The organism is Polynucleobacter necessarius, from assembly GCF_900095195.1.
Taxonomy (GTDB): domain Bacteria; phylum Pseudomonadota; class Gammaproteobacteria; order Burkholderiales; family Burkholderiaceae; genus Polynucleobacter; species Polynucleobacter necessarius_G.
Genome location: NZ_LT606950.1, coordinates 548454 through 562111, shown reverse-complemented (window position 1 = coordinate 562111; position 13658 = coordinate 548454). Strand labels below are relative to the sequence as shown.

Sequence of the window (13658 nt, the reverse complement as noted above, 5' to 3'; positions counted from 1 at the left end):
CTTAGATAACAAACTGTCGATCGCCAAGACGAATGGAGTCCCCTAACTTGGCACGTAAATTATTGAGCAAAGCAGGATCCACATATACCGATCCGCTGACTAGTCCGACTGCTGAAGTCGCTGATCTCTCAACTTCCAATGCACCGCGCAAGGGATACTCTGGGCTGACCGCCTTTATCGAAGCGAGCTTACTTTGCGTTCCCACGGTTGCCATGCTCGGGAACACAATAGTCTGTGCAATGTGCAGTTGACGAATTTTTGCTTCATCAATAAACCGCTCAGGCAACGGCTGATCGGCAGCAATGAGAAGGTCTGCGGCAAGTAACTGGCGCACATCAAATTCAAAGGCGCGATGCATACGATCCGCCAAAAAGCTGACACTGGTCATCGCGCAGACCGAGATAATGAGCGCCAGCAATAACCACTTGAGCTCTTTAGAGCGCAGATCCTGCCTAAATCGTTGTATGAAGCCCTGCATAAGACTGATGATTAAATCAAATCGCTTGAATTTGGCCGCCATCAATCCGCATAACAGTACCCGTTATGAAGGAAGCGTTTTGACTGGCTAAAAATGCTGCGGCGTCGCCATACTCTTTCGGATCACCATAACGACCCATTGGAATTTGACGCAAACTCGCCTTGACCACCTCTTCGTAGGTCGTACCTTCACGTTTCGCACTGGCTTCATCCAACTGCCTCAGGCGATCGGTTGCCACTCTACCTGGCATGATGACATTGACGGTAATACCCTCGCTTGCCACCTCAGTCGCTAGAGTCTTAGACCACGCCAGCAAAGCAGCGCGCAAGGTATTGGAGATTGCCAGATTTTTAATCGGCGCAATTGCTCCCGATGTCATGCTGGTGATAATGCGACCCCACTTTCGCTGACGCATTCCAGGCAAAGCCCGATCGGTAATGGCAATCAAGGACAACACCATGTCATTAAAACTTTTTTGCCAGAGTGCAGGATCCTGTCCTGCAGCAGGCGTTAGTGGTGGCCCACCCGTGTTGTTAATCAGAATATCAATTGGACTAAGCGTGCTCTCAACTTGTGAAACGAGTCCATCAATAATCGATGGATTGGATAAATCCCAATTCAGCGCTAATGCTGTTCCACCGGCAGCCTCGATGAGCTCAACCGATTTTTGCAAGCCTTCGGCACTCCGACCGGTTACCGCCACCTTCACGCCCTCACGCGCGAGAGCCACGGCCATAGCCTGCCCTAAGCCGCGGCTCGACGCCATAACCAGAGCCACCTTCCCATGAATCCCTAAATCCATACTGCCTCCACAAAATATTTTTATTTTTAATTGGGCATTTAAATGCGATTACTCTAGTCTAAAGCGAGCTTTTGCTTTGCTACGACCTCTTTGTAAACAGCAAATTCTGCCTTGATTTCTTTTGAAAACGCTTCTGGCCCACTTGCATTAATGATGGAACCCGTATCTTCGATGCGTTTTTTCACAGCGGGATCATTCACAACCACTTTCAAGGCTGAGTAATATTTATCCACCACGTCCTTGGGCATACCTGCAGGACCTAGCAAGCCGTAATAAGCCATCCGATTTACGGGAGCAAGGCCGACTTCTGAAAACGTTGGCACATTGGGCAATTGTGCCAATCGTTTTGGAGCAGCCACAACAATCGGCACCAGCTTGCCATCTTTAATAAATGACAAGGACGATGGCAAGTTATCAAAAATCATGGAGACCTGACCACCAACCGTATCGGCCAATGCGGGGCCGGCACAACGATACGGGATATGTACGATAAATACTCCCGTTAAGCTTTTAAAAAGCTCGGTTTGCAAATGGCCAATACCACCCGTTCCTGAACTGGAGTAGGAATACTTTCCAGGATTGGTTTTGAGGACCTCCATAAACGTTTTGAAGTCTTTTGCCGGAAAGGATGGATTGACAGCAATGATGTTGGGAGTTGTAGCAATATTGCTAATGGCTGTGAAATCCGTAATGGGGTCATAACCAATCTTCGGATTAATCGCCGGATTGGCTGCCGTAGTCGATACGGTTGCCATACCAATCGTGTAACCGTCCTTTGGCGCACGCATGACCTCTAATGCCCCTACGGAACCGCCTCCACCCGCCTTGTTTTCAACAATGACCGGCTGACCCAGCTGACGACCTAGGGCATCACCAACAGCGCGCGCGATAATATCTGTGCTCCCCCCCAGGGGCAAACGGGACGATGAAACGAATCGGTTTAACAGGAAAAGGTTGTGCCTGTGATTGAGCCCGGACCTGCGGTGTTGCACCAAAGCCGATGATTGCTAAGGCACTTATAGCCAGATACTTCCATGGGATTGCAATGATCTTCATCGAAGATGTCCCTTATTGCCCCAAAGGTTTTGGCAGATTACCAGCGTACTTATAGAGCTGCTCTTCATATTGTTTGAAGATTTCAGCCAGCGCTTGTTGCTGTCCTAATACCAATGCTTCGGGGGTATTGTCCTTTAGAGCAATCCGCCTGGTGTAACGGTTTGAGCCAATCAATGGGTTCGTTTTTCCGGCATTAGTTACCGAGAGAAAAAACTCCACACTGACAACAGCCTCGGGACGAACACGATAGTCTCCATAAAACTCATTCACTGTAGTACGGAAAGAAGCTGTTGTTTTGACCAACAGCCACGGCAAAGATGTTCGATTTATTGATCCACTCTCGCTCCGCATTACCAATCATCTCCGATGGAATAGTCGAATACACGTTATAAAAATCTTTTTCGTAACGCTGATCGCTGATGCGATACACCAGGGACTTGCCATCAAACGGTGGAGCAACACTAACGGAACCAATCTTCAGCCAGTAGTCGCTGTGTTGTTTCAATGGAGCGCCCGCACGTTGTGGAGCCACCAACCAACTGGTTGGTGTCACAGGCGCACGCGTGGGCAAAGAGCATGCAGTCAGAACGACAGTGGTAATGCCAGCAAAGAGGTATTTAATCATTTTGCTGCTCCTAGTTGAGTCTGAGTGCCATTCATGGGTGGCGTAATCCGCGGAGGCGGCTCACCTCAAATCAAACTGGCTGGCGACTGGCTCGCAATTCGGGAAAACTCGTTGAGTGGCTCGCTGGTTTACTTCAGGTTTTCAATAGTCAATTGTGTGTCACCCTGCATCGTCGTGATAGTTTGACGCAAGGAAACCATAGCGCCTACGAGTTCGCGCATCAAAACATTTAGTTCGTCTTTATCGGTTACCTTGGCAATGCGCTCCAAAATGACATTCAAGTCTTTTACGGAGTTAATTAAGCCTTGATTATTTTTGCCATCACCTGCCATCAAGCTATTGAGATTACCCAATAGCTGATCAAACTTTTGTTGAGTGCCATCGATATTGATTTGATTCATGCCATCAATCAGCTTTTGAATGCCAAAAATAATCTCATCAGCTTGGTTAGGAAACGATGGGATGACGGGATACTTTGGCTTCCAGCTGTATGGTAATTCAGTATATTGACTGGCGCTTTTTGGCAAAAAATCGAATTCGATGTAATTCACACCCGTGATACCCATAGACTTGACTCGTGAGCGTAGACCATTTGTTAAAGGGAATCTCTTCCTCGTAAATATCGCCTGTAAGCCCTATCATGCTCACTTGGCCAATCTTGATACCCCGAAATCGTACTGCCGCTCCAACATCTAAACCGGTGACCGATTGCTTGATGTAGGTTTCGATATAAAACGATTTCTTAAACAATTGTCCTGAGCCAAAGATCAAGATCACCGAAATTAGGACGGCGATCGCGGCAATGACAAATACGCCAAGTCGGAAATAGTTAGGGTTTGAGTTATTACTCATGCTGCGTCCTTAGTCGTAATGCGATTAAAGAATTGATGTACGCGGGGATCTGTGCTGATATCGCGCAATACCTTGGAATCACCTTCGGCAATAATGCCCTTAGCGCACTTGTCCAACATAATGACCTTATCAGCGATCGCATAGATACTCGCTAACTCGTGCGACACAATCACAAAGGTAATGCCTAAATTTTTAGACAAGTCCATAATGGTCTGATCCAAATCAGCAGATGTAATGGGATCAAGGCCTGCTGTTCGCCCAGAGCTCAAGGCGCTGCGTTGTGAGAAGGTGGCGAGCGATGTCTCGCATCCTGCGATGGCGGTGAACTTAGATGCGTGTATCCAATGCAATCGTTGTGTGCGTGCTTGCCGCGAAGAACAAGTCAACGATGTGATCGGCTACGCAATGCGCGGTGCACACAGTGAGATTGTGTTTGATCTCAATGATTCGATGGGTGAAAGTACCTGAGTTGCCTGCGGTGAGTGCGTACAAACTTGCCCAACAGGCGCGTTGATGCCAAAAGGTTTAATTAGATCGCAAACGGTTGACCGCAAGGTAGATTCAGTTTGTCCACTCTGTGGTGTTGGTTGCCAGATCACCTATAACATTAAAAATGACAAGATTGTCAGTATTGAGGGTCGTGATGGTCCAGCTAATCACAATCGTCTTTGTGTAAAAGGTCGTTTTGGTATGGATTACATCCATAACCCAAAACGTTTAACTAAGCCACTCATTCGTAAACCTGGCGTACCCAAAGATGAATCGATTTTGGAAGGTAAACAAGATTGGTCCGATATCTTCCGTGAGGCCACTTGGGAGGAAGCGCTCGATTTTGCAGGCGGCAAACTCAAAGAGCTCAAAGACAAACATGGTCTCAAAGTCTTAGCTGGCTTTGGTTCTGCAAAAGGAAGCAACGAAGAAGCGTATCTATTTCAAAAATTGGTACGCACTGGTTTTGGAAGTAATAACGTCGACCGCTGTACTCGTCTATGCCACGCGTCATCAGTGGCGGCACCGCTTGAGGGTGTAGGTTCTGGTGCGGTGAGTAACCAGGTTAATGATGTTGAGCATTCCAGCTTAATTATGTTGATTGGTTCCAACCCAACGGCAAACCATCTAGTTGCTGCCACCTGGTTTAAGAACGCTGCTAAACGAGGTGCAAAGCTCGTATTATGCGATTCACGCAAAACGGAGATTAGTAAACATGCATGGCGTACCATGCAGTTCAAGCCGGATACGGATGTGGCGATGCTCAATGCCATGATCTACACGATCATTGAAGAGGGCTTGGCGGATAAAGATTTCATCGCTAATCGCGCGAATAACTATGAAGCCTTAAAAGAAAACATCAAAGGCTATAGCCCTGAAGCGATGGCCCCAATTTGGGGCATTCCGGCGGAAACCTTGCGTGAAGTAGCCCGAGAGTTTGCGACAACCAAGTCTGCCATGAGTTTGTGGGACATGGGTGTTAGTCAGCACGTACACGGCACCGACAATGCACGTTGCCTCATTGCCTTGGTCAGCATTACTGGCCAAATTGGTAAGCCTGGATCCGGTTTTCAACCATTGCGCGGGCAAAATAACGTGCAGGGCGCTAGTGATGCCGGTTTGATTCCGATGATGTTCCCCAATTACCAACGGGTTGATAACCCAGAGGCGCATGCTTGGTTTGAGAAGTTTTGGAACACGCCGCTTGATAAGAGGCCGGGTTACACCGTTGTTGAAATCATGCACAAGATTACTGCACCCGACAGCGACCCCGACAAGATTCGTGGCATGTATGTAGAGGGTGAGAATCCTGCGATGAGCGACCCCGATTTAAATCATGCGCGTCATGCCTTAGCTTCGCTTGAGCATTTAGTGGTGCAAGATATTTTCATGACGGAAACTGCGCTATTGGCTGATGTCGTTTTGCCTGCGAGCGCTTGGCCTGAAAAAGTCGGTACCGCCAGCAACACGGACCGTATGGTGCAGTTAGGCAAGAAAGCCGTTGAGCCTCCGGGTGAAGCAAAGCCTGATTTGTGGATTATTCAAGAGATTGCGAAACGCATGGGCCTCAATTGGAATTGCCAAGGTCCTGATGCTGGTGTAGCTGAAGTGTATGAAGAAATGCGCCAAGCGATGCATGGGTGCCATTAAAGGGATTTCCTGGGGGCATCTAGAAAAAGAATCTATGTGACCTATTCTTGTTTGTCACTTGATGACCCAGGTCGTCCTATCGTATTTGATGACATCTTTGCCACACCCGATGGCAAAGCCAAACTGGTGCCAGCAGACATTATTCCTGCGAACGAGCGACCAGATTCTGAATACCAATTTGTCTTGATCACTGGACGCCAGTTAGAGCATTGGCACACTGGCAGTATGACGCGCCGTGCAATCGTGCTCGATGCAATTGAGCCAATGGCAACGGTATCTATGAATGGTGAAGATATGGCGCAATTGGGTGTCTCCGCTGGGGATGCAATTACTATTCAATCTCGTCGGGGTGAAGTGGGCATTCCCACACCAACTTCTTCCCAGTCTCAGGCAGATTTACCGGTTCTGATTATCGGAGCCGGTTTAGCAGGCTTGACGGTTGCTTTGCATATGGCAGAGACGCAACCCGTCATTTTGATGGCTAAACGAGGCTTAAATGAAGTTGGCAACTGCTTGGGCTCAGGGTGGCATCGTAGGTGTTGTCGACCAAGAGCATGACAGTATTGATGCTCATGTGGCAGACACCTTAAATGCGGGCGCGGGTTTAGTGGTGGAGTCAACCGCACGTTATATCGCCGAAGAAAGTGCTCAGGCGATTAAATGGTTGGTGGAGCAGGGCGTTCCATTTACAGAAGATAAGTCAGGACCGATGGGCTTGCATCTCACACGTGAGGGTGGGCATAGCCATCGCCGAATTGCTCATGCTGCGGATGCAACTGGTAAAGCGATTCATGAGGTGTTACTTGATAAGGCAAAGTCTCATAATTGGATTGCTTTGGACCTCATTACTAATCGTCATTTGGATGCAAAAACACAGCGCACAAAACCTAATCGTTGTTATGGAGTCTATGCGCTCGACATAAAAAACAATCGCGTGGAAACCATTTCTGCTAAGTCGGTAGTGCTTGCGACTGGTGGTGTCGGTAAGGTCTATCGCTACACCAGCAACCCCGATACAGCCACGGGCGATGGAATTGCAATGGCCTGGCGTGCTGGTTGTCGCGTGGGCAATATGGAATTTATCCAATTTCATCCTACATGCCTTTACCACCCAAGTGATCGCACATTTTTGATTACCGAAGCCATGCGCGGCGAGGGTGGCTTGCTTAAATTACCAGATGGCACACGTTTTATGCCCGAGCATGATGAGCGTAATGAGCTCGCTCCTCGCGATATTGTGGCCCGTGCCATTGACTTCGAAATGAAAAAGCACGGCTTAGATTATGTTTGCCTAGACACCACTCATTTAGGTGAAGCATTTATCAAAGAACATTTCCCGATGATCTATGCGCGTTGTTTAAGTCTGGGATTAGATATCCTAAAGAGCCGATACCTGTCGTTCCAGCAGCGCATTACACCTGTGGCGGTGTCGTCACTGACCTGAAGGGGCGCACTGACTTACCAGGTTTGTATGCTGTTGGTGAGGCCACTTACACTGGATTGCATGGCGCGAATCGCCTTGCAAGCAACTCTTTATTGGAATGCGTCGTGATTGGCAAAGCTGCCGCTGAAGATATCTCCGGATTGAAGACGCCAGCAATGCCAAGCCTACCCCTATGGGACGAGAGTCAAGTCGAGGATGCGGACGAGCAGGTGGTGATTGCCCATAACTAGGATGAATTACGTTCTCTCATGTGGAACTACGTTGGTATTGTGCGAACGAATCGTCGACTAGATCGCGCGCTGCACCGTATTAAGTTACTTCGTTATGAGGTGCAGGGGTATTACGCTAATTTTAAAGTGACTCGCGACTTGATTGAATTGCGAAATTTGCTTGAATGTGCAGAGCTTATCGTGCGTTCAGCCTTGATGCGTCGTGAGAGCAGGGATTGCATTACAGTCGCGATTACCCAGGAACTTGGGCTGTATCATACCCACCGATTTTGACGCCACAAGTTGAAACTAGCGACACTTCGCAGGAAGCGTAAATAAGTTATCCCAAAATACGCATTGAGAAGTCGACAGCAATTACATCCTTGGTGAGTTTGCCAAGAGAAATGCGATTCGCTCCAGCAGCGGCAATCGCACGCATTTGATCCAGATTAATACCGCCAGAGGCTTCTAAGAGCGCACGTCCAGCCGTGATGGCTACCGCTTGTTTCATTTGCTCGGTATCAAAGTTGTCAATCAAAATACTTTTAGCACCTGCAGCCAAAGCTTCTTCAAGTTCGTCAAAATTCTCAACCTCAATCTGAATATCCACCCCAGAATTGAGAGCTTGCGCATTCTTAAGTGCAGCAGTGACGCTTCCAGCGGCGGCGATATGATTTTCTTTAATCAAAATGCCATGCCAGAGGGCAAGCCGCTGGTTTTGGCCACCGCCAATTCGTACGGCATACTTTTGCGCTTGCCGTAGTCCAGGAATGGTCTTGCGCGTATCGAGAACGGCGCAACCTTTTGGATTCGGGCTGGCCCCAGCAATGGCATCAACGTGTTGGCGGGTGATGCTGGCAGTCCAAGACAGAGTTTGTAAAAATTGATACAAGTGCGCTCAGCGGAGAGCAGAGCTTGAGCATCCGCAGAGATATCGCAGACCTTGGTGTCTGTTTCCATCATATCGCCCTCGATGTAATGCCAGGTGATTTTGGCGTTGGGGTCTAATTTCTTCAGCGTGCCCTCAAACCAATCCACACCACAGAGCACCGCATCTTGGCGCACAATCAATTGCGCCTGAACAACTTTACTGGGAACTAATTTCGCGGTCCAATCGCAGATGCCCATATCCTCCATCAAGGCATCGTGAATATTGCGTTGACGAGCTTGCTCTAAGGTTTCGTTGAAATCAAACATGAATAAATTGAAGAAGAGTGACCAAATGAACAATGATGAGTAATGAACAAACGCTAAATGAAATGAATTCTAAGCGGCGCCAATATTCTTAACAAAGCCATGCTGTGCTTTGGCAAGAAGATCGGGGTGATTTTTAGTGAAATCGAGCATACGTTCAATGCAACCGAGCGCCTCTACTCGAATTGGCTCATTGATAAAGATTTCGCCGGAAGCATTTTCTAGGCAATCTAAAATGCCTTGCAAGCCATTCATGGCCATCCAGGGGCAGTGGGCGCAGCTCTTGCAGGTTGCACCATTACCCGCTGTAGGTGCTTCAATGAGTTTTTTATTCGGAGCTAACTGACGCATGCGGTGCAAGATGCCCTTATCGGTTGCCACAATATATTCAGTTGCGGTGCCGTCGACGACGGCTTTAATCATGGCTGAAGTAGATCCCACCACATCCGCTAAATCAACTACGGCTTGTGGTGATTCAGGGTGAACCAAGATTTTGGCATTAGGGTGCGCAGCTTTCAGAATCTCTAACTCAGCCGCCTTGAATTCATCATGGATGATACAGGCACCATTCCAGAGCAACATATCAGCGCCAGTTTGTTCCTGAATATATCTACCTAAGTGACGATCGGGTGCCCAGAGGATTTTTTTTGCCTTCTACTTTCAATTGATGAACAATTGCTAGGGCGCAAGAGCTGGTCACCATCCAGTCGGCCTGAGCTTTAACAGCGGCTGAGGTATTGGCGTAAACCACCACGCGATCGGGATGCAAAGCACGAAACCTTACAAAGTCGGATGCATCACGGCCTAAGTCAAGAGAGCACGTTGCATCCAAGTCGGGCATAAAGATGCGTTTTTCAGGGCTCAGAATCTTGGCAGTCTCACCCATAAAGCGCACACCAGCAACAATTAAATTCTTGGCGGAATGATTTTTGCCAAAACGTGCCATCTCTAAGGAATCCGCCACAAAGCCGCCGGTCTCCAGTGCTAAATCTTGAATATCTCCATCCACATAGTAGTGAGCGACTAACGCAGCATCTTTTTCCACAAGCAACTGTTTAATGCGAGCAACGACTGCTGCCTTCTCTGGTCCAGCCAAATGAGGGGGAACCTTGGCCCAAGCTTGGGCAGTGCAAGTAACCCCCGCTGAGTCTTGTTGGGGATAATCAAAGGCGATTGGAGCACTAGCGGTTGAGGTCATACGAGCTCTTAAACCGAGCCCCTGATTTGTGCTTGCCTAGAACGGCAACGTTGCATCTGGCTTAGCAGCCAACAACACCGCTTTAAACTCCGCCTGAATGCGCGCAATGGCTGCTTCACTATCTGCTTCAAAGCGCATCACTACCACCGGAGTGGTATTGGATGGCCTTGCGAGACCAAAACCATCTTTGTATTCCACGCGCACGCCATCAATAGTATTAATGGACTCAGATGTGGGGAACTTCGCATTGGCTTTAATCGTTTCTAGTAAAACAAAAGGCTCGCCTTCGGCGCAAACCAGTTGTAATTCTGGGGTGCAGATAGCATTTGGTAAGTCATTAAGTGCTTTATTAGGATCTTTTTTTTTGGACAGAATCTCTAGTAAACGTGCACCGGTGTATAGACCATCATCAAAACCAAACCAACGATCCTTAAAGAAAATATGTCCTGACATTTCACCAGCAAGAGGGGCGCCAGTTTCTTTGAGCTTGGCTTTCACTAACGAATGGCCAGTTTTCCACATCAGCGGCTCACCACCATGTTGCTTTACCCAGCTGGCAAGATTACGAGTGCACTTCACGTCGTAAATAATCTGGCCACCCGGATTTCTGGAGAGTACGTCCTTTGCAAAAAGCATCATCTGGCGATCGGGGAAGATCACTTGACCGTCTTTGGTCACTACACCCAAGCGATCGGCGTCGCCATCAAAGGCAAGACCGAGCTCATTATCCGTGGTTTGTAAGTTTTTAATTAGGTCTTGCAGATTCTCAAGATGTGCTGGATCGGGATGGTGATTCGGAAAATGACCATCCACCTCGCAAAAGAGTTCTTGCACTTCGCAACCCATGGCTCTAAACAATTGACCAGCAAATGCGCCGCCAACACCATTGCCACAATCCACGGCAATCTTGAGAGGGCGGGCTAATTTCACATCGCCAACAATATGTTTCAGGTACATCGGGAAGATATCAAAGGTAGAGCGGTTTCCATGCCCCGAAACAAAATCTGTTGCTTCAATGCGTTTGCGCAATGCCTGAATTTGCTCGCCGTATATGGCTGAGCCACCCAGAACCATTTTGAAGCCGTTGTAATTTGGCGGGTTATGGCTGCCTGTAATCATGATGCCGGATTTTGGCTTTTTACCATCGAGCACTTGATTCGCACCAAAGTACACCATTGGCGTAGCCACCATACCCAAATCGATCACATTGATGCCTGTGGATAAAAGACCCTCAGTTAATGCTTCAATGAGGCTTGGGCTCGATAAGCGACCATCTCTGCCGATCACAATCTCTGTTTCACCGAGATTGCGCATTTCGGTGCCAAAGGCCTGACCGATTAATTTTGCAATCGAGGGATCGAGAGTCTCATCGATAATGCCGCGAATGTCATAAGCTTTAAAAATCGATGGAGAGAGTTTCATGGAAATTCTGTTCTTAAGTTGATTGCGTTAACTATTTAAAAGATTGATACGAGTGGCGGTTACCGCATCAATATTTTCATTGGCAACAATATCGCTAGAGCCACTACTTAACGCAGCCTCAATAGGCTTGGCCAAGACCTTGCCGTATTCTACGCCAGGTTGATCAAAGCTATTGATATTCCAGAGAGCGCCTAAAGTGGCAGCACGGTTTTCGTAAAGGACGAGTAGAGCGCCTAAATAAAACGCATTGAGTTCTGGTAGGAGCAGTAAATTGCTCGGGCGCTTGCCAGGGTAAACATTATTAGGGTTGCTGTCCGATTTACCATGCGCTAAGGCTTGGGCTTGCGCCAAGCAATTCGAGAGCAGGATGCGGTGATGGGCAATGGCCTCGGGTCGATCGCTCATGGGTTTGCGCACGGCAATAAAGTCAATTGGAATGACCTCTGGGCCTTGATGAAACAGTTGGAAGTAGGAGTGCTGTGCATTACTTCCGGCACTACCAAAAACAACTGGGGAAGAGTATTTAACTGGGTTGCCGTCCATGCCAATACTCTTGCCATTGCTTTCCATATCCAGTTGTTGCAACCATCTCGGAAACCAATCCAGAGCATCAGCATACGGAATGGCAGCGTAGGCTTTGACATCGCGTTTTTGTTGTTGATAGAGCAGGGCGAGTGCCATAATGACAGAGAGATTCTCTTCAAGTGGCGCACTCTTAAAATGCAAATCCATGGCATGTGCGCCTGCTAGAAACTCTTCAAAGGTCTTAAAGCCATATTGCAGTGCTATCGGCAATCCAACGGCAGACCAGACGGAATATCGACCGCCTACCCAATCCCAGAAAGGGAAAATATGGTCTTCTTCGACGCCAAACTCTTTGGTAGCAGGGATGTTGACCGTTACCGCAAATAAGGCTTTGCTAATTTGACCCTTGGTACACCCATGGGCCTTTAGCCAAGCCACAACAGCCTTAGCGTTCATGGTGGTTTCTAAGGTGGTGAATGACTTCGACACAATCACCACACGCGTGCTATTGGGTTGCGCTTTGTCCAAAATGCGAGCTAATTCTGCCGTATCAATGTTGGCCAAGAAATGCATGCGCATACCGCGGCTTTCAAGTTTGGGGACGTGAGCCAGTGCTTCAATCGCAAGGCGGGGGCCAAAGTCAGAACCACCAATACCAATATGAATGACATCCGTTACGCCAACCCATTTATTGCAAAGCGCCTCCATTCGTTTCCAAACATCAGTCACCGCTGGCATGACATCTTTACCATCCAGAATCACTGGTGTTTTGGAGAGATTGCGCAAGGCTGAATGCAAGGCCGGACGATCTTCGCTTTGGTTGACATGTTCGCCAGCGAACAGATTAGCAATAAATTCTGGTAACTGGGATTTACGAGCCAAGTCAAACAGGCTAGCCCAGTTTTTTGGGCTGATTCCTTGATATGCGGTATCCAAAATGACATCTACCGCGCCGTGGGTGCTATTGGGTAGAGTGGTATCAGATATGGGCTTTGAAGACATTTTGAGATTTTATCAAGAAGGTATCCACAAGAAACCTTCGTGAAATACTCCAAAATGAAAAGGGCCCAGTTTTCAAACTAGACCCCTAATGAGATGGTGCGGCTGGCAGGAATTGAACCCACGACCCCTTGGTTCGTAGCCAAGTACTCTATCCAGCTGAGCTACAGCCGCAACAGCCATAATTATGCCATGGAAGAGAAGAACTACATCACCCCGGCTGGCCACGAGCGGATCAAAGCCGAGCTCCTACAGCTTCTAAACCTTGATAGGCCAGAGGTTGTCAAGGTGGTTCACTGGGCAGCAAGCAACGGCGACCGCTCCGAAAATGGGGACTATATTTATGGCAAAAAGCGGTTGCGGGAGATCGATCGACGTATTCGTTTCCTGAATAAACGCCTGGAATTTGCTGTGGTGGTCGATAATTCCGCCCGCAAGTCAGGCGAAGCGGATGCCGAGCAAATCTTCTTTGGGGCAACCGTTACCTACTCCCCATTAGAGGGAAAACAGGCGGGTCAAGAGACTACGATCACTATCGTGGGTGTGGATGAAGTCGATCTTGAAAAAGGCCATGTGAGCTGGGTATCTCCCATCGCGCGAGCTCTCATTAAAGCCAGACTTGGCGATTGTGTAGTGATCCAAACACCTACTGGACCCACCGAAATTGAAATACTAGATGTTCAGTATCCCTAGTTGTTCAGTATCCCTAGTAGAT

General features: G+C 48.2%; 10 protein-coding genes, 1 tRNA gene and 5 pseudogenes. 3 read left to right on the top strand and 13 right to left on the bottom strand.

The window, feature by feature from the left end:
- Position 1: 1 nt before the first annotated feature.
- From BQ1619_RS09045 to BQ1619_RS03140, 8 genes and pseudogenes are all read right to left on the bottom strand, one after another.
- A complete protein-coding gene (locus BQ1619_RS09045; protein WP_231968468.1) occupies positions 2-520 on the bottom strand; it encodes a hypothetical protein in 519 nt (172 codons plus the stop codon).
- On the bottom strand, positions 495-1280 hold the full coding sequence (locus BQ1619_RS03160) for an SDR family oxidoreductase (protein ID WP_114662223.1): 786 nt from the start codon (positions 1278-1280) through the stop codon (positions 495-497). The genes BQ1619_RS09045 and BQ1619_RS03160 overlap by 26 nt, the downstream gene beginning before the upstream one ends.
- Before the next feature lie 53 nt (positions 1281-1333).
- Positions 1334-2336 (bottom strand): annotated as a pseudogene (locus tag BQ1619_RS03155) (tripartite tricarboxylate transporter substrate binding protein BugE).
- Positions 2337-2348: 12 nt separating this feature from the next.
- Positions 2349-2606, bottom strand: a complete 258-nt coding sequence (locus tag BQ1619_RS09040) for a hypothetical protein (protein WP_197711846.1) — start codon at positions 2604-2606, stop codon at positions 2349-2351.
- Positions 2599-2961 (bottom strand): hypothetical protein, encoded by a 363-nt coding sequence (locus tag BQ1619_RS09035; RefSeq protein ID WP_197711845.1) that lies wholly within the window; start codon positions 2959-2961, stop codon positions 2599-2601. The genes BQ1619_RS09040 and BQ1619_RS09035 overlap by 8 nt, the downstream gene beginning before the upstream one ends.
- Positions 2962-3089: 128 nt before the next feature.
- Positions 3090-3527, bottom strand: a complete 438-nt coding sequence (locus tag BQ1619_RS09030; protein WP_231968467.1) for an MlaD/PqiB family protein — start codon at positions 3525-3527, stop codon at positions 3090-3092.
- Positions 3460-3813 (bottom strand): MlaD family protein, encoded by a 354-nt coding sequence (locus tag BQ1619_RS09025; RefSeq protein ID WP_197711843.1) that lies wholly within the window; start codon positions 3811-3813, stop codon positions 3460-3462. The genes BQ1619_RS09030 and BQ1619_RS09025 overlap by 68 nt, the downstream gene beginning before the upstream one ends.
- Positions 3810-4034: an ATP-binding cassette domain-containing protein gene (locus BQ1619_RS03140; protein ID WP_197711842.1), complete on the bottom strand. Its 225-nt coding sequence runs from the start codon at positions 4032-4034 to the stop codon at positions 3810-3812. Before BQ1619_RS03140 ends, BQ1619_RS09025 begins: the two co-directional genes overlap by 4 nt.
- Before the next feature lie 28 nt (positions 4035-4062).
- On the opposite strand from BQ1619_RS03140, the pseudogene BQ1619_RS03135 reads away from it, so the two are divergent.
- Both BQ1619_RS03135 and nadB read left to right on the top strand, forming a co-directional pair.
- A pseudogene (locus tag BQ1619_RS03135) lies at positions 4063-6315 on the top strand (molybdopterin-dependent oxidoreductase); the annotation flags it as partial.
- Between the two features lie 87 nt (positions 6316-6402).
- Positions 6403-7940 (top strand): annotated as a pseudogene (gene nadB, locus BQ1619_RS09020) (L-aspartate oxidase).
- Positions 7941-7945: 5 nt separating this feature from the next.
- Here the strand turns inward: nadB and nadC are convergent.
- From nadC to BQ1619_RS03110, 5 genes and pseudogenes are all read right to left on the bottom strand, one after another.
- Positions 7946-8802: pseudogene (gene nadC / locus BQ1619_RS03130) on the bottom strand (carboxylating nicotinate-nucleotide diphosphorylase).
- A gap of 69 nt (positions 8803-8871) precedes the next feature.
- A pseudogene (gene nadA, locus BQ1619_RS03125) lies at positions 8872-9997 on the bottom strand (quinolinate synthase NadA).
- 36 nt (positions 9998-10033) lie between these two features.
- Positions 10034-11419 (bottom strand): phosphomannomutase/phosphoglucomutase, encoded by a 1386-nt coding sequence (locus tag BQ1619_RS03120; RefSeq protein ID WP_114662221.1) that lies wholly within the window; start codon positions 11417-11419, stop codon positions 10034-10036.
- 27 nt (positions 11420-11446) lie between these two features.
- The gene (gene pgi, locus BQ1619_RS03115) at positions 11447-12946 is read right to left on the bottom strand and encodes a glucose-6-phosphate isomerase (protein ID WP_114662219.1); all 1500 of its coding nucleotides are present in this window, start codon (positions 12944-12946) and stop codon (positions 11447-11449) included.
- A 94-nt stretch (positions 12947-13040) separates the two neighbouring features.
- Positions 13041-13117, bottom strand: a tRNA-Arg gene (locus BQ1619_RS03110).
- A gap of 18 nt (positions 13118-13135) precedes the next feature.
- Here BQ1619_RS03110 and greB point away from each other — a divergent pair.
- A complete protein-coding gene (gene greB / locus BQ1619_RS03105) occupies positions 13136-13636 on the top strand; it encodes a transcription elongation factor GreB (RefSeq protein ID WP_114662217.1) in 501 nt (166 codons plus the stop codon).
- The last annotated feature ends 22 nt before the right edge of the window (positions 13637-13658 follow it).

Coding starts and splice junctions, on each gene's coding strand:
- BQ1619_RS09045 (WP_231968468.1), bottom strand. CDS start 520: ATGGCGGCCAAATTCAAGCGATTTGATTTAATCATCAGTCTTATGCAG.
- BQ1619_RS03160 (WP_114662223.1), bottom strand. CDS start 1,280: ATGGATTTAGGGATTCATGGGAAGGTGGCTCTGGTTATGGCGTCGAGC.
- BQ1619_RS09035 (WP_197711845.1), bottom strand. CDS start 2,961: ATGATTAAATACCTCTTTGCTGGCATTACCACTGTCGTTCTGACTGCA.
- BQ1619_RS09030 (WP_231968467.1), bottom strand. CDS start 3,527: ATGGGTATCACGGGTGTGAATTACATCGAATTCGATTTTTTGCCAAAA.
- BQ1619_RS09025 (WP_197711843.1), bottom strand. CDS start 3,813: ATGAGTAATAACTCAAACCCTAACTATTTCCGACTTGGCGTATTTGTC.
- BQ1619_RS03120 (WP_114662221.1), bottom strand. CDS start 11,419: ATGAAACTCTCTCCATCGATTTTTAAAGCTTATGACATTCGCGGCATT.
- pgi (WP_114662219.1), bottom strand. CDS start 12,946: ATGTCTTCAAAGCCCATATCTGATACCACTCTACCCAATAGCACCCAC.
- greB (WP_114662217.1), top strand. CDS start 13,136: ATGGAAGAGAAGAACTACATCACCCCGGCTGGCCACGAGCGGATCAAA.